This window comes from Acinetobacter sp. NyZ410 (genome assembly GCF_022828975.1).
GTDB lineage: Bacteria > Pseudomonadota > Gammaproteobacteria > Pseudomonadales > Moraxellaceae > Acinetobacter > Acinetobacter guillouiae.
In genome coordinates this window covers 2786746-2807013 of the sequence record NZ_CP094620.1, presented here as the reverse complement: position 1 = coordinate 2807013, position 20268 = coordinate 2786746, and the positions used below count along the sequence as shown (strand labels likewise).

General features: G+C 37.3%; 22 protein-coding genes. 11 read left to right on the top strand and 11 right to left on the bottom strand.

From position 1 onward, the window contains the following. Window positions 1–99: 99 nt before the first annotated feature. Window positions 100–360 carry a DUF6678 family protein gene (locus MTO68_RS13245; RefSeq protein ID WP_244012827.1) on the top strand — a complete coding sequence of 87 codons (261 nt, stop codon included), beginning with the start codon at window positions 100–102 and terminating at the stop codon, window positions 358–360. Between the two features lie 137 nt (window positions 361–497). On the opposite strand, the gene MTO68_RS13240 is transcribed toward MTO68_RS13245, so the two are convergent. Further along, the gene (locus tag MTO68_RS13240) at window positions 498–761 is read right to left on the bottom strand and encodes a hypothetical protein (RefSeq protein WP_004719666.1); all 264 of its coding nucleotides are present in this window, start codon (window positions 759–761) and stop codon (window positions 498–500) included. 128 nt (window positions 762–889) lie between these two features. Then, window positions 890–2083, bottom strand: coding sequence for a hypothetical protein (locus MTO68_RS13235; RefSeq protein WP_244012825.1), 1194 nt, complete (start codon window positions 2081–2083; stop codon window positions 890–892). Between the two features lie 278 nt (window positions 2084–2361). Between MTO68_RS13235 and MTO68_RS13230 the strand changes: the two genes are divergently transcribed. From MTO68_RS13230 to MTO68_RS13220, 3 genes are all read left to right on the top strand, one after another. After that, complete coding sequence (locus tag MTO68_RS13230; RefSeq protein WP_239045467.1) at window positions 2362–3027, top strand: DUF2057 domain-containing protein; 666 nt, start codon at window positions 2362–2364, stop codon at window positions 3025–3027. Window positions 3028–3105: 78 nt separating this feature from the next. Further along, entirely contained in the window at window positions 3106–3474 is a 369-nt protein-coding gene (locus MTO68_RS13225; protein WP_244012823.1) for a hypothetical protein, read from the top strand. Beyond that, entirely contained in the window at window positions 3464–4012 is a 549-nt protein-coding gene (locus tag MTO68_RS13220) for a GNAT family N-acetyltransferase (RefSeq protein ID WP_244012821.1), read from the top strand. Before MTO68_RS13225 ends, MTO68_RS13220 begins: the two co-directional genes overlap by 11 nt. A gap of 47 nt (window positions 4013–4059) precedes the next feature. Here the strand turns inward: MTO68_RS13220 and MTO68_RS13215 are convergent, their stop codons facing one another. From MTO68_RS13215 to cydP, 5 genes are read right to left on the bottom strand one after another with little or no spacing between them, the layout of a single operon-like run. After that, on the bottom strand, window positions 4060–4356 hold the full coding sequence (locus MTO68_RS13215) for a cyd operon YbgE family protein (RefSeq protein ID WP_004719673.1): 297 nt from the start codon (window positions 4354–4356) through the stop codon (window positions 4060–4062). Between the two features lie 3 nt (window positions 4357–4359). Beyond that, a complete protein-coding gene (gene cydX, locus MTO68_RS13210) occupies window positions 4360–4461 on the bottom strand; it encodes a cytochrome bd-I oxidase subunit CydX (RefSeq protein ID WP_002120988.1) in 102 nt (33 codons plus the stop codon). A 30-nt stretch (window positions 4462–4491) separates the two neighbouring features. Next, a complete protein-coding gene (cydB, locus tag MTO68_RS13205) occupies window positions 4492–5637 on the bottom strand; it encodes a cytochrome d ubiquinol oxidase subunit II (RefSeq protein WP_004719675.1) in 1146 nt (381 codons plus the stop codon). After that, entirely contained in the window at window positions 5634–7220 is a 1587-nt protein-coding gene (locus tag MTO68_RS13200) for a cytochrome ubiquinol oxidase subunit I (protein ID WP_244012819.1), read from the bottom strand. The genes cydB and MTO68_RS13200 overlap by 4 nt, the downstream gene beginning before the upstream one ends. Next, on the bottom strand, window positions 7220–7411 hold the full coding sequence (gene cydP, locus MTO68_RS13195) for a cytochrome oxidase putative small subunit CydP (RefSeq protein ID WP_004719678.1): 192 nt from the start codon (window positions 7409–7411) through the stop codon (window positions 7220–7222). Before cydP ends, MTO68_RS13200 begins: the two co-directional genes overlap by 1 nt. Window positions 7412–7958: 547 nt before the next feature. Here cydP and MTO68_RS13190 point away from each other — a divergent pair. After that, window positions 7959–8555 (top strand): NAD(P)H-dependent oxidoreductase, encoded by a 597-nt coding sequence (locus tag MTO68_RS13190; protein WP_244012817.1) that lies wholly within the window; start codon window positions 7959–7961, stop codon window positions 8553–8555. Between the two features lie 70 nt (window positions 8556–8625). On the opposite strand, the gene MTO68_RS13185 is transcribed toward MTO68_RS13190, so the two are convergent. From MTO68_RS13185 to MTO68_RS13175, 3 genes are read right to left on the bottom strand one after another with little or no spacing between them, the layout of a single operon-like run. Continuing rightward, window positions 8626–9240, bottom strand: a complete 615-nt coding sequence (locus MTO68_RS13185) for an OB-fold-containig protein (protein WP_004822174.1) — start codon at window positions 9238–9240, stop codon at window positions 8626–8628. Window positions 9241–9254: 14 nt separating this feature from the next. Beyond that, window positions 9255–9566 (bottom strand): Rieske (2Fe-2S) protein, encoded by a 312-nt coding sequence (locus MTO68_RS13180; protein ID WP_162242519.1) that lies wholly within the window; start codon window positions 9564–9566, stop codon window positions 9255–9257. A gap of 18 nt (window positions 9567–9584) precedes the next feature. Further along, complete coding sequence (locus MTO68_RS13175) at window positions 9585–10589, bottom strand: adenosine kinase (RefSeq protein ID WP_244012815.1); 1005 nt, start codon at window positions 10587–10589, stop codon at window positions 9585–9587. Between the two features lie 312 nt (window positions 10590–10901). Here MTO68_RS13175 and MTO68_RS13170 point away from each other — a divergent pair, with 312 nt between their 5' ends. The 4 genes from MTO68_RS13170 to MTO68_RS13155 all read left to right on the top strand — a co-directional run bounded on the left by MTO68_RS13170 (window position 10902) and on the right by MTO68_RS13155 (window position 16833). After that, the gene (locus MTO68_RS13170; protein WP_004822170.1) at window positions 10902–11369 is read left to right on the top strand and encodes a GNAT family N-acetyltransferase; all 468 of its coding nucleotides are present in this window, start codon (window positions 10902–10904) and stop codon (window positions 11367–11369) included. 363 nt (window positions 11370–11732) lie between these two features. Continuing rightward, entirely contained in the window at window positions 11733–12488 is a 756-nt protein-coding gene (locus MTO68_RS13165) for a hypothetical protein (RefSeq protein ID WP_004822168.1), read from the top strand. Between the two features lie 229 nt (window positions 12489–12717). Next, window positions 12718–15657 carry an insulinase family protein gene (locus MTO68_RS13160; protein WP_056511732.1) on the top strand — a complete coding sequence of 980 codons (2940 nt, stop codon included), beginning with the start codon at window positions 12718–12720 and terminating at the stop codon, window positions 15655–15657. A 27-nt stretch (window positions 15658–15684) separates the two neighbouring features. Beyond that, window positions 15685–16833 carry a phospholipase A gene (locus MTO68_RS13155; protein ID WP_004822164.1) on the top strand — a complete coding sequence of 383 codons (1149 nt, stop codon included), beginning with the start codon at window positions 15685–15687 and terminating at the stop codon, window positions 16831–16833. Between the two features lie 378 nt (window positions 16834–17211). Here MTO68_RS13155 and MTO68_RS13150 read toward each other — a convergent pair whose 3' ends face one another. After that, window positions 17212–19083, bottom strand: coding sequence for an ABC transporter ATP-binding protein (locus MTO68_RS13150; protein WP_167321166.1), 1872 nt, complete (start codon window positions 19081–19083; stop codon window positions 17212–17214). Between the two features lie 397 nt (window positions 19084–19480). On the opposite strand from MTO68_RS13150, the gene MTO68_RS13145 reads away from it, so the two are divergent. Then, on the top strand, window positions 19481–19837 hold the full coding sequence (locus MTO68_RS13145; RefSeq protein ID WP_151802360.1) for a type II toxin-antitoxin system RelE/ParE family toxin: 357 nt from the start codon (window positions 19481–19483) through the stop codon (window positions 19835–19837). Further along, a complete protein-coding gene (locus MTO68_RS13140; protein WP_244012813.1) occupies window positions 19830–20132 on the top strand; it encodes a helix-turn-helix domain-containing protein in 303 nt (100 codons plus the stop codon). Before MTO68_RS13145 ends, MTO68_RS13140 begins: the two co-directional genes overlap by 8 nt. Window positions 20133–20268 lie beyond the last annotated feature (136 nt).

The following is a 20268-nucleotide window of genomic DNA, read 5'->3' as shown; positions in this document are numbered from 1 at the left end:
AATGAATGTATTATAAAATATACATATTCGATGATGATTGAACCCATTGTATGATTATTCAATGATATTCAAAGACTAAATCTCAACGAGCGAATCCAGTTGAGTGCAAGTTTAGATGTTTCGGAATGGGATCATTTTCTAATCTTTCCATCTGGTATGCATGTAGAATGCCGTTATGGTATTTTCTTGCTCAAAGCACTTAAAAATATTCAAATTGATCCGATTGAGAACCGTTATATGGGGCGCCTCGTTGCGTCAAAACATATTGACCATTCAGAATTATTGCAGGATAAAATAGCGCAGTCTGGTTTACATTATTATTTTGAAAAGCAAATATTCGTAATCCCTTTGCAAAAGTAACAATGTGGGGCTTTGGGGAAATGAAGCTTGTATGGTTTATCAGTTTATATGGTTTAAATGCGGTAAATAGAACGTATCTATTGATTCTATTTACCGATAAAAGGTGATTTAAACAATAATTCTAACGCTTAGCTGCCTTAATAAGCAGCAGGGCACGGTAATTCAGAATCCTCAAAATGCTCCATTTTAGCCTGAAGCAGTGCCTTGGCTTTTTTAGCTGGAACTTTGTGCTGTCCTAGCATTTCATATTGTTTTAAAAGCGCAGTCACTTCACTGGTTTTTAAAGGAATGCCTTCACAAGTCATAAACATCGCAATAACCTGATGATCTAACTTCGCTTTATCCAGCATTTGCATCGTTTTAATGTTTTCAACACGGACTATATGGTCTTTAAAAATCATGTTGCACCTCATTTTTTGTTGAGTATTTTTATTGTGCGATATACACAACATTAAACAAGCAAGAACTGTGCTCAAAATGTAGTCGCTTTGAAAAAAGTGTAATGTTGTGCATCGTGGGGTTTAATGCTTTATCGTGCGCCTACAGGTTGGTATAAGCCATTTCCTCTACCAATCTCTGCTTGATAGATGGGTATCCATGGCGCAAAGAATATATTTTGTTTCCATTCATTTAGCACATTGAAACCATTACGTGCAATCGCAATACGATGTTGTACATTGGCCAGATTGGTTGCGGTGAATGGTGCGCGTATAATCAGATAGGGAGTGAAAATTAATTTAAATTTATTGATACCCACAAAAATATCACCACGTAAGCCTAAGTTCTCTAAACTCAGCGAGAGCATAAAATCATTAAGTTTAGCAAAATCACGCATTAATGGCTTATCCCACATCGGTTGTAAAATTTTCTCCTGTTCATGAATGCCAAAGCTAATGGCTGCATTTGTAGCCAGTTTTTTAAATTTTGATGAATAAATACCTGATCTAAGCGCTTCTTCATCCGCGATTTTTTGTAATTGAAATGCTTGTGTCAAGGTAGATCCGTAGCCAGTTAGTTGTTGCGCTAACACCAAAGCATCATAGTGTTGATGCATAATACTGAGTCTACCAATATCTGCCATCACATTGGCTTGCCCATTAATTAATTCATTATTGGCTTGGGCAATAGTGGACTGTAATGTCGGTACATTCATCCCCGCAATAATGACACTTTGACCATTGGTGACATTTAAGGGATCTAAAGCATTGGACAATGAGAAGGTTAATGCATACGTTGAACGGACATCATTGGCTACAAAAATCCCCAGATTTGGCCAGAAAAATTTTGGGTTATTACGACTGAGTGCATCGTAATACATCAAAATAAAGGCATTGGTCGCCAACACTATTTTTTGTTGTGATTGATTACCATAAGTATTTATCGCCAATTGTTTGACCGTTGAAAATTGTTGACGAATTTTGCTACGTATACTTTCATATTGTTGGATAGTGGAGGTAATAGATGGGTCGTATAAAGTGGTTTGATTATTGGCAATGTTGTAAAGTTGCTGGTACAGATTTTTTTCAGATGTGTTGAGGTTACGTTGTGCCATATTGGCGTTCATATTGTAGGCAAGTTTTGACAGTTGTGCAGGACTCGCTTGAGTGGCATAGCTGGTTGCTGCCATTGTTTGTGTGGCATAAGGTACGACAAAAACAGTTGTAATACCGATGATACATCTCGTTAAGATTGCTTTAAATCTGGATATGGTTTTCTTATTCATGGGGAACATCCTGTTAATTTGTTTTTTAGAATTATGCTTATTTTGAATGTGTGCTATTCAAATGCTGTAGTTATAAATAAGAAAAAATAATTTTAAAATGTGCGTTCAGGACAAGCAGATGAATGGTTTTTCCAGTAAATGATAAAATTATGTGATAAGTAAAATGAATATAGTTTCATTATAAAAATCAGAACAAATCGCCATTGTCATAAAACTGTCATCACGACATTGCATAGTGCAATAAATTTTACATATTTTTGACATAAGAGTAGAGCAATATGGCTTTTAAATACGGCGTTGCTGCATTAGCTTTAATGCTAAGCGGATCAGTTTTTGCAGCAGTCACCTTATCTGCGCCAGAAGAAATTGTAGTATTGGCGGTGAACGATCAAGAAGTGAATTCAGGTTTAATCCGTAAAAAGAATGAATATAAAGTCGATGCAGGTCAAGTTGCGGTAAGTGTTCGTTATCAACAGTATTTTGAACATTTAAATGGTGAACATGATATTTTAAAGTCGGGTGTGGTTACAGTGACTGCGCCAGATTTAAAAGATGGTCAAACTTATAAAATTGCTTTAGTGAATCCGCCTCAGCGTTTTGAAGATGCAAAAAAATATGCAGAACAACCAACGATTGCGATTTATGACAATAAAAACCGTCTCGTGGTGCAACAGACTGGTGTAAATACTGAAGCGAAGCCTTGGTTAGGTTCTGGTTTATTTGGCAAAGTGATTGATTTAACTTCAAGTAACAAAGCGCCAGTAAATCAACCAGCAGCTGTATATGCAACAACGACAAGCCAATCACCAGCAGCAACCACAGTTAGCAAGACCACTCAAACTGTGAGTGACGCCAATTCAGCAGATCGCCAATTGATTCAAATCTGGCAAAATGCAACTAAGGCGGAACGTCAGAAGTTTATGACTTGGTTAGCTGAGCAATAATTTTAAGTAAATCTGAAAGACCATTTCGATGGTCTTTTTTGTGTTATAACAACGTGTTTTTTTGAAAAAAAGAATAAAATGTTTGAAAGTTTTTTGATCTCAGATGATTTTCTTTATACAGTAGCGATCATTTTTACCGTTATTTGCTTATTTGCTTTTAGCTGGATTCCATATCGAGCTTATCGTATTACAGCACAACTCATTCAAAATAAATCTAATATTTTCCATTTTATAGCTTTCTTTGCTAGTTTAGGTATTTTATATATCTGGTCAATCTCATTTTATAAGCTGATCTTTAAATGTATTGCGGGAACTGCCCAAATGCATTGTTCGGCTAGTCGAAGTGGGGAATTGCTAATTCTCATTGAGGTTGCCTTATCACTGGTCATTTTTGAATTGGTCTTATTTATATTTAAGTTTTTAAAAAGCAAATTGTATGCAGCTTAATTTTAGAACAGCACGAATATCCGACATTACAAATTTAGTTGATCTGATTAATTCTGCTTATCGACAACAAGAAGGTCGTAGTTGGACCAGTGAATCAGAGATTGTCACGGGAAATCGAATCAATGCCAAGCAATTAGAACAAGCCTTGGCTCAGGATAATTTTCAGTTATTTGTTGCTGAATTGGATGAGCAAATTGTCGCATGTATTGGTTTGACTTTTACCCAATATGATGTGGAAATCGGCACATTTTGTATTGCAGCTACATTACAAAATCAAGGTATTGGCAAATATGTTTTAGATTTTGCTGAACAGTATGTTCATAACAAAGTTCTATCCAACCATTGCCATTTTACGCATTTCGTTATGTGGGTTTTAAGTTTACGTCATGAATTGATTGCTTATTATCAGCGCCGTGGCTATGTACAAACGGGTGTAGTGGAGGATTATCCTTTAAGTGCAAATGTAGGCATACCTGTTGTAGATTTGCATTTAATCGAAATGAGAAAGAGTGTTACGAGTAGCATTTCATCCAATTAAAATAAAACCCTGAATAAATCAGGGTTTTATTGTTTCAAATTTTGGACTTAGCTAAAGAACCAAGTGTAATAGCCCCACAGCATGAGTGGCCATGCGACATAGGGGCTAAATAACCATTTCCATAACCAAAACTGTGGTAGAAATCCGACCCCATGTATAAAGCCACCTGAAATACCAATCATCACCATCATGAGCGCACTATGGTTATAGTGGCCATTGGCATCAAGCATTGCCCCAGGGTGAATTAACAATACCGCAGCAAGAGGCAATGCCATCAAAAACGAAATGGCCATTGCAAACTTATTCGGCTTTCTTTGTTTTGTTGTCATTGCGATCTCTGTCATGGTTTATTCCTCATCCAAATCTTGATGATGTTCAATATAGAGTGCGCTTAAAACACCTGCAAAACACGCCATCAAGATCCCAAGAATCCAAGCGAAATACCACATAAATATTCTCCTATTTGCTTAGACACAGCCTTAGTACAGGCTGTGTGAGTTATCTTGAACATGTTTGTTGGTGATAACGCCCCACATTTTGTAATAACACCATGTGGTATAGATTAAAATAATTGGCACAAATATAGAAGCAACCACAGTCATTACTGTCAATGTATTCTTACTTGAAACCGCATCCCACATGGTTAAACTTACAGTTGGGTTAATACTTGATGGCATTAAGAATGGGAACAGTGCAAAACCAGCAGTTAAAATTGAACCCGTCACCGCTAAGGTAGAACCTGTAAAGCTGACGCCAGCTTTGTTTTTACCAGCACCAAAGATAATCAGGATTGCGCCAAGGATTGCAGAAATAGGTGCAAGCATGGTGATTGGGTAAATTGAATAGTTATTCATCCAACCATGGTTACCCGTTGTTAATACTTCTTTCGCAAGTGGATTGGCAACAGCATTGGTATTAAATGGTTGTACCAAAGTATATCCTTCGATGCCACCAAAATATAACCAAGCACCCACGCCCAAGAAGGTAACTAAGAAGAGAATACCCATCAATTGTGTTGCTTTAGCAGAACGTTGACGTAACACACCATCTGTACGCAGCATTAACCATGCGCCACCATGTGCACAAAGCATCGACAAACTTACAATACCGCAGACCAATGCAAATGGATTAAGCAGGGCAAAGAAGCTACCTGTATAAGTTGAACGTACAGTCTCATCTAAAGTAAACGGGACGCCCAAGAACATATTGCCAAATGCAACTCCAAAAACCAGCGCAGGTACAGCACCACCGATACATAAGCCCCAATCCCAAGAATTACGCCATTGGGTATTTTGCAGTTTAGAGCGATAGTCAAAGCCAACAGGTCTAAGGAAGAGTGCAAATAAGACCAGTAAGAGCGCCCAATACATACCTGAGAAAGCCGTTGCATAAACCATAGGCCAAGCAGCAAATAGTGCGCCACCCGCAGTCACGAACCAAACTTGGTTACCTTCCCAATGCGGTGCAATGGTATTGATTGCTGCACGGCGTTCATCATCAGTTTTACCTACAAATGGCATCAGTGCCATTGAGCCCATATCGAAACCATCAGTGAGGGCAAAGCCAATCAGTAGAACACCGACTAAAACCCACCAGATAATTTTGAGAAGTTCATATTCGATCATGATTGATTCTCCCCAGTTTGAGCTTGCTGAGCTTCAAGTTTCTCGAAGTGATATTTACCTGTATGTAAAGAGCTTGGTCCTAAGCGTGAGAATTTGATCATTAAATACATTTCGATAATCAATAACACCGTATAGAACGCGGCTAATGCAATGATTGATCCCCATACATCGCCAGTACTTAAACTTGAGACAGAGAGATGTGTAGGTAAAACTTCACCAATAGTCCACGGTTGACGACCACCTTCTGCTACATACCAACCTGTTTGTGCTGCAATCCAAGGTAATGGTAGTGCAAACAATGCAAATTTAAGTAACCATGGTTTATTTTCTGCATTACGTTTTGCCACAGCAAATGTTGCAAGGATAAACAGGAGTAGCATCAAGAAACCAGAAGCGACCATTGCACGGAAAGAGAAGAACAATGCGGTTACATTTGGAATGGTATCTTTTGTTGCTGCTTGAATATGTGCTTCAGAAGCATCTGTTACATTTTCAGTATATTTTTTAAGAAGTAAGCCATAACCTAAATCTTTTTGGTTTTCTTTGAACGATGCCATCAGTTCAGGCGAACGGTCACCAGCACGAAGTTTTTCGAGTTTGCTATATGCCACCATACCATTACGGATACGTGCCTCATGTTGAACCATCAAGTCTTTAAGTCCTGTGACTTCTTTATCGAGTGAACGTGTGGCAATAATACCCATTGCATACGGGATTTTTATGGCATAGTCAGTACGTTGTTCTTCCTGATTTGGAATACCAAATAAAGTAAATGGCGCAGGTGCTGGATGTGTTTCCCACTCAGACTCAATTGCAGCCAACTTGGTTTTTTGAACATCACCAAGCTCATAACCAGATTCATCACCCAATAAGATGACTGAAAGTGTAGACGCTAAACCAAAGATTGCAGCGATGGCGAAAGAGCGACGCGCAAATGGTAAATCACGTTTTTTCAATAAGTAATAACTTGAAATGGCGAGAACAAAGATTGCACCAGTGACATAACCAGCAGACACCGTGTGAACAAATTTCACTTGAGCTACTGGGTTAAAAATCAAAGCACCAAAATCGACAAGTTCCATACGCATGGTTTCAAAATTAAATTCTGAACCGACAGGATTTTGCATCCAACCATTGGCAACTAAAATCCATAATGCGGATAAATTCGAACCCAGCGCAACTAACCATGTCACACTTAAATGTTGAACTTTTGAAAGGCGATCCCAGCCAAAGAAGAATAAACCAATAAAAGTTGATTCTAGAAAGAATGCCATCAATCCTTCAATGGCAAGTGGCGCACCAAAAATATCACCCACATAGTGAGAGTAGTACGCCCAGTTTGTACCGAACTGGAATTCCATGGTCAGACCAGTGGTTACACCTAAAGCAAAGTTAATACCGAAAAGTTTGCCCCAGAATTTGGTCATGTCTTTATAAATTTCTTTACCAGAAATCACATAAGTGGTTTCCATAATGGCAAGAATAAAAGCCAGACCTAGAGTAAGTGGTACAAATATAAAGTGATACATCGCGGTCATTGCAAATTGGAACCGCGAAAGATCGACCACGCTTTCAGAAATCATCAACGTGTCTCCTTGATTTGGGAAGGACTGCCAGCAATACGCTCAGCAACTTGGTTATCAAAATCTTTAGGAATAGTCGGCGCATCAAACCAGATATGTTTGATCGTCATTAAAAGGGCAATCTTAATTATTAATATGACTGCAATTTCTCTGACAAGCCGACGGTTTAAATCGTTAGGTTTTAAGCTCATGCGTTAAGCCTATTATTTAAATATGCTTATATTATTAAACAAAACGCAACAAGAAATAAATAGATAAAACAGTTAAAATAAAAATATATTATTAAAATGATATTAAACAATAACTTAAAAATTTGTTATGTTAAAAAATATACTAATTTTTATTCATTTTAAAGTTGATTAAAACACTTGTAATTAATAAAAATAAAACCTAGTAAAATGGTATTGTTTAGATTTTATTAAACCAACTAAATTAGTTTGAATTAAATTTGATGAAAAATTATTCCGATTAAAAAGGTTGGTTTAAATTTTTGTTGAGTTTATTATTTTAGAAAAATTCCAATTGAGTAACAAATATGGGGGGGAACAATTATCGTGATTTATGCTTAAATTTTAGTCATAATTAAAAGTTAAAAGATGTTTCTATTTTGATAGTTGGGTATTTATTTGATTATGTACAACTTCATCTATATTTGGATTTTTGCTGAAGTTCAATGATTTAAATTCTTGTTCATTTTATCTAATAAGTTATAACTGATTGAGCTGAAAGGAAATCACCATGAAATGTTTAATTGTTATTGCTCACCCTGTAACTGATAGCCTTTGTCAAAGCTTGGCGAAGACCGCAATAGCGACTTTAATTGCCAATGGTCATGAAGTTGTGGTTGAAGATCTGTACGCCTCTGGTTTTTCACCCGCACTGACAGATGAGGAACGTCAAAGTTATTACAGTCCTACATTTGATCAAACAGCTGTCAAAGAGAATATAGATGATTTACTTTCCGCAGAAGCTTTAATACTGGTCTTTCCGACTTGGTGGTTTGGTTTTCCTGCAATACTGAAAGGCTGGTTTGATCGTATTTGGGCTCCTGGAGTTGCTTATGATCATGCAAACGATTTGGGTGCAATTCAACCTAAACTCGACAACCTCAAATACACATTGGCGATTACTTCATTGGGTTCAGCTTGGTGGGTAGATCGTTTGGTACTTTGGCAACCAGTAAAACGCATATTGAAAATCGCATTATTGAGTACCTGTGCACCAAAATGCCATTTTCAAATGTTGTCCCTGTATAAAGCTGAATCGCTTACTCAAGTTCAAATTGCGTCATTTTGTGCACGGATTGAAGCTAAAATTGCAACTTGGCCAAAATGAGGGCAAGTTATGATTAGATTCAGCTGGAGACGTAATAAAGGTATTGGACGTGCTCAACCGGGTCAGACTTTTAATACTGATCTGAACTAAATAGATGATTTGAGATCGAAATTTTCTTGGCAATATAATGTGATTTTCTAAAACGTATTAAGATGATTTGCGATTGAAATTCTAATTCACCAAATTCTGGTTCGACTTGGATATAGTGCAGTTGTCCATTTTCATCACGGACCCGTGCTTGAGCTGAAAACCCAGGTCGTGCATTACCACTAGAGACTGTGGCCAACCGTCCAAGCAAGTCAACTTGATTCAACGTAACTTTAGGTTTTATCACCTGATCCAAACAATGAATCATAAACACGGTGAAGAAGATTGCAATTACCAATGCGGGTAAAACTACATAATACCAAGCGGCAAATACTTGTTTGCTTGCAAAGATAGAGAGCTGTAAAAAATAGCCTGCAAAACTAAAATTCAATAATAAAAAAACGAAAATAAGTACTTTGGAAAATTTAACTTGTAACAGAGGCGACTCAATGAGCCAGTCTGGTGAAATTTTTTTCAGAAAGGTACTTGGCCGTAAGCCGATATAGTAGCCAAAAGTTTCTGCCATACTCAGCAGAATTAAAGCCAAGACACTGAGGTGAAAGGGCATTAATTCATGTTCAAATAAGAATCCAAGCATGGCAGTTTCCAACCTTATTCGTCCTCGATGTAGATACCACCATCTGAATGGACTGAAATATTCACTTTTTCAAGTTTATCACCCAGACATGGTCCTGAAATACATTCACCTGTTTCAACTTCAAACAAAGCACCATGCGTCGAGCATTGAATATATTCGCCGTCTTGATCTAAAAACTGATTTTCCAGAAATTCCAGTTCAGTTTGTAGGTGAGGGCAGACATTTTGGTAGGCATAAAATGCGCCATCACGTTGAGTGATAAAAATGGTATCGCCAGTCATTGTGTCAAACGCACGTGCCTTACGCTCTTCAATTTCATCGGTCATTGCAATTTTTTCAGACATTTATGCACATTCCTTTTTGAACGTTTCGAGTAGATTTGCGTAGTCTGCAACATCTAGGCGTGGTCCAAACTTAGACACCACTTCGCTTGAAATAAGAATAGCAAGTTGTGCCGCGGTTTGTAAATTTTCACCATTATTTAAAGCATATAAGAAAGCACCTGAGAATGCATCACCAGCACCATTTGCATCGACTGCATTTACTTTACGACCTTGAACATAAAAATGTTGTTTTTGTTCTGCGACTAATGCACCTTTTTCACTGAGTGTAATCACCACATCAGTGCTTAGTGTTTTTAATTGATTCAGCGCAGCTTCTACAGAGTCAGTTTCTGTATACATCATGGCTTCTTGTTCATTACAGAAAATCAGATCTACACCATCATCGATTAATTCATTTAGACCTTGGCGTGCATATTGCACCATTGCCGGGTCAGATAGGGTTAATGCGATTTTAACCTTGTGATCACGAGCAATTTGACGTGCTTGTTTTACGGCTGCGCGTGCTGAATCACTTGTAGACAAGTAACCTTCGATATATAACCATTGCGCTGTTTTTAAAGGTTCAAAATCCATTTGTAGATCTGAAAGTTCGGCGGTAATGCCAAGATAAGTTTGCATCGTACGTTCTGAGTCTTCACTGACCAGAACCATACATGTACCCGTAACACCTTCACTGATCGATTTTTTCGACGTTTTGATGCCTGCATCATTTAAACCATCGAGATAAGTTGTGCCTAGATCATCATTTCCAACACGGCACGCATAAAATGCTGAAGAACCTAATGCACTGAATGCCACTGTGGTATTGGCAGCTGAACCGCCAGATGCTTGACCTTTATAATTTTGACTGGCTTTTAAATTATTGTATAGCCGAGTTTGAGATTCACCATCTGCGAGTTGCATGGTGCCTTTTTGCAAATTTTGTTCAGCTAAAAAGAGATCTGATACTTTAAATTCTTGGTCAATGAGCGCGTTACCAATTGCAAAAAGGTCAACTGTAGCCATGTTCTTCATCACATCAATGTTAAAAACATAAAGTTTACACGAATGCTCAGCTTTACAGTAGTTTGTTGAAAAAATTTCAATTACATTTGTCAAATATGGTTTGTTGGAATTTTACAACCTGCTTGTGCTGAACAAAACCTGTTTTTGAGACGATTATTGCTTAGTTTAAGCCATTGTATTGATCAGTGTGCGTGATTAAATTAGATTGTTTCCATGTGATTGATTGAGATCGCTGGGTTAGGTTTTGTTGAGAAATAAACATAGGCATCAAGCTAAAACTGTCTACAAACCCTAAAACATATTGGAGGTTGAGTGAATATTTTAATTCAACAGGTAGATCAATTGCCTGCGCAAATTCAAGATTTAGCCGTAGTTGCTGAAAAAGAAGGGTTTCATTTTATTCAACGTTTGGTTGATGAGTTTCAGCAAGGCAGCAATAGATTTAATCGACATGGTGAATTTTTATTGGTTGCGTTTGATGGAGATAAACTGGTTGCATGCGGTGGTTTAAATATTCAAATCAGTGAGGATGGTGATACAAAGCAGAACTCAGAAACTCAGCATAAAATTGGTCGGGTACGCCGTTTCTATGTATTGCCTGAATATCGCAAAACTGGATTGGGTAAAAGTTTATTGCTCGAACTTGAAAAAAGAGCAAAATCTAATTTTTCTGCCTTGTGCCTAAGTAGTGAAAAAGATGCAGCGCCATTTTATCAAAAACAAAATTATGTTTTTGTCTCAAATCACCCAAATTATAATTACTTTAAATATTTAATTTAGTGAATTTGGAAATCCCTTGGTCTATACCTCTAACTCTGAGCAACAGCATCATTTGAAAATGGTGCTGCTGAATTACAACGATAGGCTTTAAGGTTATGTTTATTTTTGGAGATTATTGGTGTTGGTCTGCAAAAATAGTTTTCGTGGTAAAAATACTAAAAAAATAGCCTAAGCAATTCTTTTCTATAAAACTTCTCAAGCTAGATAAGACATATATCCGCTTTGGTGAAATCTTGATAAGCGCTAAATACAAATGATGACTCAGTTTTTAACAGGGTAAAGTGACTTTTATCACGTTTTTAATTCTATTTTAAGTCGAAGCATAGAATATAGCTTTTAACGCATAATTGCTGAATAAATCTAATGAAGCAAAATGATTTAGATGTACTGATTTCTAAAGTTCCACAAGTCACATTACTGTTTTGGATCACCAAAATCTTTGCAACCACTTTTGGTGAAACGGCTGGCGATGCTGTTTCAATGTCACTTAATTTAGGGTATTTGGTCGGTACCTTTATCTTTGCTTTTATCTTTATCGCTTTTGTCTATTTTCAAATTCGTGCTAAAGCTTTTCACCCCTATTTATATTGGTTTACCATTATTGCAAGTACGACAGTGGGCACGACACTAGCAGACTTTGTCGATCGTTCACTGGGTATTGGTTATTTAGGTGGAAGTACGTTATTACTCAGTTTGGTATTGTTGACTTTATATGCTTGGTACAAAGTCGAAGGAACAATTTCACCACATATCAATCAGCCTCGTGCAGAACTGTTCTATTGGTTAACCATTACCTTTTCACAAACTTTAGGTACTGCATTGGGGGATTGGTCATCAGATACAGCAGGACTGGGTTATAGCGGTGGGATTGTGCTGTATGTGGTTTTGATTCTCATCGTCATCGCCTTGTATTTATTTACAAAAACTTCAAGGGTTATTTTGTTCTGGAGCGCATTTGTGCTTACTCGACCATTAGGCGCTGTGGTTGGTGATTTTCTGGATAAACCGATTGATCATGGTGGATTAGCCCTGAGTCGTTTCACTGCATCGGCTGTATTATTGATTGCAATTTTTATCTGTATTTTTATTGCTCAGCGTTGGGATACAGAAAAAACATAGGTATTACTAATTTAAAAATATTGAGTTAAAAAGTTAAGTTTACAGTGATGATCGAATCCTTTGATCATCACTTTTTTTATTTATCGCATTGCGTATTCTTGATATTTCAGCAGCCAGTCACGGTTAATCCTGATTGATTTACTAAGAATTAGTGTTAGGAATGAATCGCATTTATTTAAGTTTCGGTTATACTTGAAGGTATAGATAAACATTTAATATTGGAGATCGCATGACTGTAGATGTCACTGAAACCTTATCTCAAACTGTTCATCCTGCGTTTCAGCTGGTACGTCAACACCATGTAGAAGCTTTAGACATTTTAGTGTCTGAATATAAACATAAAGTGACTGGTGCAATGCACTACCATTTAGCAACTGATCACGACGAAAATGTGTTCCTTGTTGCTTTCCGTACTCAACCGATGGATTCCAAAGGTGAGGCACATATTCTTGAACATACAGCATTGTGTGGTTCAGAGAAATTCCCAGTACGTGATCCATTCTTTTTGATGATTCGTCGTTCATTAAATACTTTTATGAATGCGTTTACAGCAGCTGATTGGACCGCTTATCCATTTGCAACCCAAAATAAAAAGGATTTCCAAAACCTTTTGGAAGTCTATTTGGACGCGGCTTTTGCAGCCAATTTAAATCCATTGGATTTTGCTCAAGAAGGTATTCGTATTGAGTTGGAAAATGGTGAGCCTGTTTATAAAGGCGTGGTATTTAATGAAATGAAAGGGGCAATGAGTTCACCTTCAGATCAGCTTTACCATCAGCTTGCACATCATTTGTTCCCGAAAACGACTTATCATTATAATTCTGGTGGTGATCCGAAGGATATTCCTGACTTAACTTATGATGAGTTAGTGGCGTTCTATAAATCACATTATCATCCAAGTAATGCGGTATTTATGACCTTTGGTGATGAGCCTGCTTATAAACTACAAGAACAATTTGAAAAGTTGGCGTTGTCTAAATTCAGCAAAGGTGAAACGATTTACTCTAAAGAAGAGCAAAGACTAACAGCACCGATTGAAGTACAAGAAACCTATGCTGTTGATGCAGAAGATTTAACAGACAAGACTTATCATATTTTGTCTTGGTTATTGCCAAAAACCAGTGATGTTAAACTTCGTCTGGGTATGCGTTTGGTTGAAGGAATTCTTTTAGAAAACTCTGCTTCGCCGTTGCGCCATTATTTAGAAACATGTGGTTATGCACAGTCTACAGGTCCAATCATGGGTGTAGATGATTCTAACTATGAAATGACGTTCTATTGTGGAGTTCAAGGTTCAAATCCTGAGCATACTGAAGAATTTAAAAATGGCGTGCTTAATATCCTTCAAGACGTTGCTTCAAAGCCTATTGATAAAGACATGGTCGATGCGATTTTGCATCAAATTGAATTACATCAACGTGAAATCAGTGGTGATGGTACGCCGTATGGTTTAACACTGATTCTCAATGGTTTGGGCAATGCAATTCATCATAATGATCCAATCCATGCTTGGGATGTAGATACTGCCATTGCAGAAGTAAAAGAAGAACTCAAAGATCCGATGTGGTTATCCAACTTGATTCAAGTTCATTTATTGGATAATCCGCATCGTGTACAAATGACTTTAGTTCCAGATGCAAATAAATCTGCTCAAGAAGCAGAAGATGAAAAAGCACGTTTAGCGAAAATTGGTGAGGCTTTGTCAGAAGCAGATAAAGCTGAAATTATCGCACAAACTGAAGCTTTAAAAATTCGTCAAGAAACTCCAGATGATTTGAGCTTATTGCCTAAAGTCGGTTTGGAAGACATTCCAGCTGAATTGGCCATTGTTCAAGGTCAATTGCGTGAAGTGATTTGCAATGGGGTAGATACACCATTAAATCTGTACCATGCAGGCACAAATGGAATTTACTACCAACAAGTATTGATTCAAATACCAGATCAAATTGTAAAATCGCCTTATTTTAACTTACTGTCTGTTCTCATGGGAGAAGTAGGTGCGGGCGAATATGATTATCTTGAACTTCAGCAGTTACAGACGGCTGTTAGTGGCGGTTTGGGAATGGGTGCTTCGCTTCGTTCTAAAACCGATGACAAAGGTCAAATCAGTGCATGGTTGACTTTAACAACCAAATCTTTAACGGATAAGTTTGATGCGATTCAGTTGCTTAAACTGGCTTTTGAGCAATTACGTTTTGATGAAAAAGATCGTATTATCGAACTTTTACAACAACGTAAAACACGTTGGGCTTCTCGTTTATCGGGTTCTGGACATAGTTATGCCATGCAAATTGCCTCGCGTCATATGAGTGCGTTGGCAAAACGCGATTATGACAATACAGGCTTAGGCGCATTGAATTGGCTAGGTGATTTGATCGCAAAAATTGAAAAAGATGATGCGGCATATGATGCGTTTATAGATGAGTTAAAATCAATTCATAAGGGCTTAATGCTTGCACCAAAACAATTTTTATTGGTGTGTGAAGAGCATCATTCAGAGCGTTTAGTTGAAGAAGTGCAAACGGTTTGGGATAAACTTGCAGTTGATCAATCTCCTGTATATTTAACGCAAGTGGCTATGGATGAGAGCAATGCAGATCAAGCGTGGTTAATTCAAGCCAATGTTCAATTTTGTGCTTCTGCTTACCAAGCTGTAGATGTTGCCCATCCAGATGCAGCGCCGTTGATGGTGCTTGCAGGCTATTTACGCAATGGTTTCCTACATAGTGCTATTCGTGAAAAGGGTGGTGCATATGGTGGGGGCGCAAGTTATGATGGCAATGCTTGCTCGTTCCGATTCTATAGTTATCGTGATCCACGCCTTGCAGAAACTTTCCAAGACTTTGAAGCAAGTTTAGATTGGTTGTTAAATAAAGAGCAGCACGATTATCAGCTTGAAGAAGCCATTCTTGGTCTGGTTTCTAGTATGGATAAACCTGGTTCACCCGCAGGTGAAGCCATTACTGCATGTTATGCATTGCTTCATGGACGTACACCTGCGTTTAGAAAGCAATTACGCGAGCGCTTATTAAACGTTACTATTGACGATCTTAAGCGTGTCACACAAACTTATTTACTTGAGCAAAAGCCTGTAAGAGCTGTAGTCGCTCCAGTTGCCAAAAAAGAAGTGTTGGAACAATTAGGTTTTGAAATTAAGAAAGTAAATTAACCCTATAAATTCTTTCTGGAGAATTCTATGTCGTTCAAAAATTTTGAACGTACACCATTGAATCTGAGCATCTTAATGATGCTCAGTTTTGGTTTGGTGACCATTGCTCATGCAGATGATACTGCACAAGTGAATCCTGCAAGCACGCAAGCCTGTGTTGCACTCGAATCTAATGCTGACCGTTTGGCTTGTTACGATAAAATATTTAAAACACCTACCGTTGCTCCGCAAGTCTTGGTGTCAGAGCAACGTGCTGCTTTAGATATTCAAAAAGCCAATGTTGAACCTGAAACTCTCAAAGATAAAATCACCCAGAAAGCAGAAAATTTATTTGCCATTCATGGTGATAAAATTGATCCAAATACCTCATTACTTGATCGACGTTGGGAGCTTTCTCAAGACAGTAAATTAGGTACGTGGAATATTCGCGCGAATCAACCTGTTTATTTGCTTCCTGCATTTTGGACCAGCAAGAAAAATGAATTTCCGCAGAGTCCAAATCCTCAAAACACCGTGGATGAAGATCAAAATTTAAAGTCAATGGAAGCTAAATTTCAGATTTCTTTAAAAACCAAAGCTGCCGAAAATATTTTTGGGAACAATGGTGATGTTTGGGTTGGTTATACCCAATCGTCTCGCTGGCAAGTTTATAACAGTGAAGAGTCTCGTCCATTTCGTGAAACAAATTATGAACCTGAAGCAAGTTTGATTTTTAGAACCAATTATAATTTATTGGGTTTAAATGGTCGCTTACTGGGTTTAACTTTGAATCATCAGTCAAACGGGCGTTCTGATCCGCTATCACGTAGTTGGAATCGGGTTATTTTAAATCTTGGTTTTGAAAAAGATAATTTTGCCTTGATGGTACGTCCGTGGTATCGCATCGAAGAAGATTTTAAGGATGACAATAACCCTGACATTAAAAATTATATCGGTCGTGGTGATTTGACTGCATTCTATCGCTGGAATGACAATGATTTTTCTTTGATGCTACGTCACTCTTTAAAAGGTGGGGACGATTCGCACGGCGCAATGCAATTTGATTGGGCGTTTCCAATTAAAGGCAAGTTACGTGGGCATTTTCAATTGTTTGATGGCTATGGCGAAAGCTTGATTGATTATAATCACCGTGCGACTTATGTCGGTCTAGGTGTTTCGTTAATGAATTGGTATTAATCATTTAAAATAGCGTTGATTGGCTAGATTTAAATAACAAGCTGTCTTTATATGAGGCAGCTTTTTTGTTTTTGATTATTGATTTATAAGGAAGAGTTGTTGTTTTATTTGGATAAGTAAGCGGAAAGCGCAAGAGTGCTATTTGCAGTATAAGATGAGGGATAGCCTACGCAATGCGATTAAAATTTTAAAAGTAAAGTGTGGCATTGCTAACTTTTTATAATCAAATAATTTTTACATATTATTGATTTAATTTAAAATATTAATTATGAAAAAATTATATTCTTGAGTCTGAGTTTTTGACTGGTTGACTATATAATAAAAAACCACGCTATTTTTAACGTGGTTTTTTATAATTTGGCTATTTAAACACTTTATTTACGAAGTGCTGACTGTTGAATCTTCATCTTCTGTGGCTTTTGGTTCAGGTTCAACTAAAAAACCACCAGTCTGTCTATGCCATAAATGTGCATAAATACCATTTTGTGCGATCAGTTCCTCGTGAGTACCTTGTTCTGCAATTTGACCTTGATCTAACACAATCAAACGATCCATTTGTGCAATGGTTGAAAGACGGTGAGCAATCGCAATCACAGTTTTATTTTGCATTAACTCATCTAAGCTTGATTGAATTGCAGCTTCAACTTCGGAGTCTAAAGCACTGGTTGCTTCATCCAAGATTAAGATAGGTGCGTCTTTTAAAAATACACGTGCAATGGCAATACGTTGACGTTGACCACCCGAAAGTTTTACTCCACGCTCTCCGACATAAGCATCATAGCCAGTACGGCCTCTTAAATCTGAAAGTTGCGGAATAAACTCATCTGCTTTGGCTTTTCTTACTGCTTCATACATTTCTTCATCAGTCGCATCAGGGCGGCCATATTTGATATTTTCCGCAACTGTACGATGTAATAAAGAGGTATCTTGGGTCACAAGCGCAATATTTTTTCTTAAACTGTCTTGAGTGACTTCTTCAATATTTTGACCATCAATGGTAATTTTTCCATTATTGATGGTGTAAAAATGCAAAAGTAATTGAATTAATGTGGATTTTCCAGCGCCTGAACGTCCCACAATCCCAATTTTTTCACCCGGTTGAATGTTTAAATTAAAGTGATCAATGACTTTTTTGCTGTTATAAGCAAATGTGACATCGCTAAATTTAATATTACCTTGAGTCACAACAAGTGGTTTGGCATCTTCTTTGTCTTGGATATTAATCTGACGACCTAAAGTTTGCATACCATCTTGAATTGTGCCGACATTTTCAAATAGGGCAGAGGTTTGCCACATCATAAACTCAGCCATACTATTGAGTTTAAGAATCATGGCTGTTGTTGCTGCAATCACACCAATCGCTGCTTGACCCTGTAACCATAACCAAACAGCAGTACCTAATACCCCAAAGAATAAAACGGCTGTCAGCAAATTGATGCAAAGTTCATATGCAGTGCCTAAACGCATTTGTTTGAACACTGTACGCATAAACTCTTTCATTGACTCTTTTGCATACTGGCTTTCACGGCCTGCATGTGCAAAAAGTTTTACTGTCTGAATGTTGGTATAGGCATCGGTTACACGTCCAGTCATCACCGCACGCGCATCGGCTTGTTCTTTGGAAATTCGTCCTAATCTTGGAATGTAATATAATGCCGCACTGACAAACAACGCCAACCATAATAAAAGTGGAATCAAGAGAATAGGAGAAATTGATCCCAACACGATACTGATGGTAATGAAATAGATGACAACATAAGTCACCATGTCGCCCAAAATCACCCAAAACTCACGTACTGCTAGCGCAGTCTGCATGACTTTGGCAGATAAACGTCCAGCAAAGTCATTATGGAAGAAGTCTAAGCCTTGGCGTAGCATTAGATTATGAAATCTCCAACGCAAACGCATTGGAAAACTACTGTATAAAATCTGATGTCTGATAATGGATTGCATACTGGCAAAAAAGATATTTGCCAATAAAATACAGCTTAAAAAGATCAAATTTTCACGATGATTTACTAAAAAGTCTTGAGGTTTAGACTGTGTTAACCAATCGACTAAATGTCCGATTTGTGAAAAAAACAAAGCTTCAAAACTTGCTGTTGCAGCAGTGAATAATATTAAAATCAATAAATAACGCTTAACACCAGTCGCAGCTTGCCAAACAAATGGAAAGAACTTGGTGGGTAATGGTTCGTTTAAACCTTTCGACGGATATGGATCTACTAACTTTTCAAACCATTGCAGCAACATAAAATCCTCGTGGAAATTTTATAGATTGATTAAATTGTAAAATATTGAAATGAACTTACAACCTGAACAGCTTAAATTATTTTAAGGCAAATTCAGCAGAAATTGGGAGAATAGTGGGGTAATGTAGATTGTATAGTTTTCGTGGAAATTACACCAGTTATTTATATCGAATAAAAACGATTTATAGTATAGCCAAAGATAATTAAAAAATTATTGTACTTTGACAATCTAATCTTAAATTGCACATTAATCTTCTAACACTTTAACAATCATAAGAAAGTAAAAACACTGCTCGAATGTTTTTTATATGAGTGTTCAATTCTTAAAAGAAACTTTGCCTTTCTATAAGTACTATATTAAAATATAGATTACAGTCTATATTTCTAGGTTTCGCATGTGGACAGTCATTACAACGGATTTGTTTAATGAATGGCTTGAACAGCAAGATGATTCAACACAGGAAAAAGTCTTAGCTGCATTGGTCGTTCTACAACAGCTGGGGCCAAGTTTAGGTCGCCCTTTAGTTGATACCGTAAATGACTCGAAATTCATGAACATGAAAGAATTACGTGTTCAACATAGAGGTAAACCACTAAGAGCCTTTTTTATATTTGATCCATTACGACAGGCTATTGTGCTTTGTATTGGTAATAAGGGCGGTAAAAAGCGTTTTTATAAAGAGATGTTAGATATTGCAGAACAGCAATACGAACTTCATCTTTCAACCCTAGGAGATCAATCTAATGGCTAAAACCTTACAGGAACTATTGGCTAGTCGCTCTCCAGAGAGTCAAGACCGAATTCAAAAAATGGCTGATGAACTACGTTTACAAACGCAGCTGCATCTTATTCGAGAAGAATTAGAGATTTCGCAAAAAGAATTAGCTGAGATACTTGGAATCAAGCAGCCTTCACTTTCAGCAATTGAAAATCGTGGTCATGATCTTAAAATTTCAACGATAAAGAAATATGTTGAAGCAATGGGGGGGAAGCTTCGCATTGATGTAGAGCTTCCAACAGGAAAACATATTGAATTTAATGTTTAACTGTTGAAAATGGAAGCAATAAGCTTCCATTTTTTGATAGGAATGAGCACGATTATGCTGAAAATTATCTAAACTTAAATTTAATTGAGTCTAGAGCTGTGTTCAAACGCTAGATGTCTACTTTTTTATTTTTGGT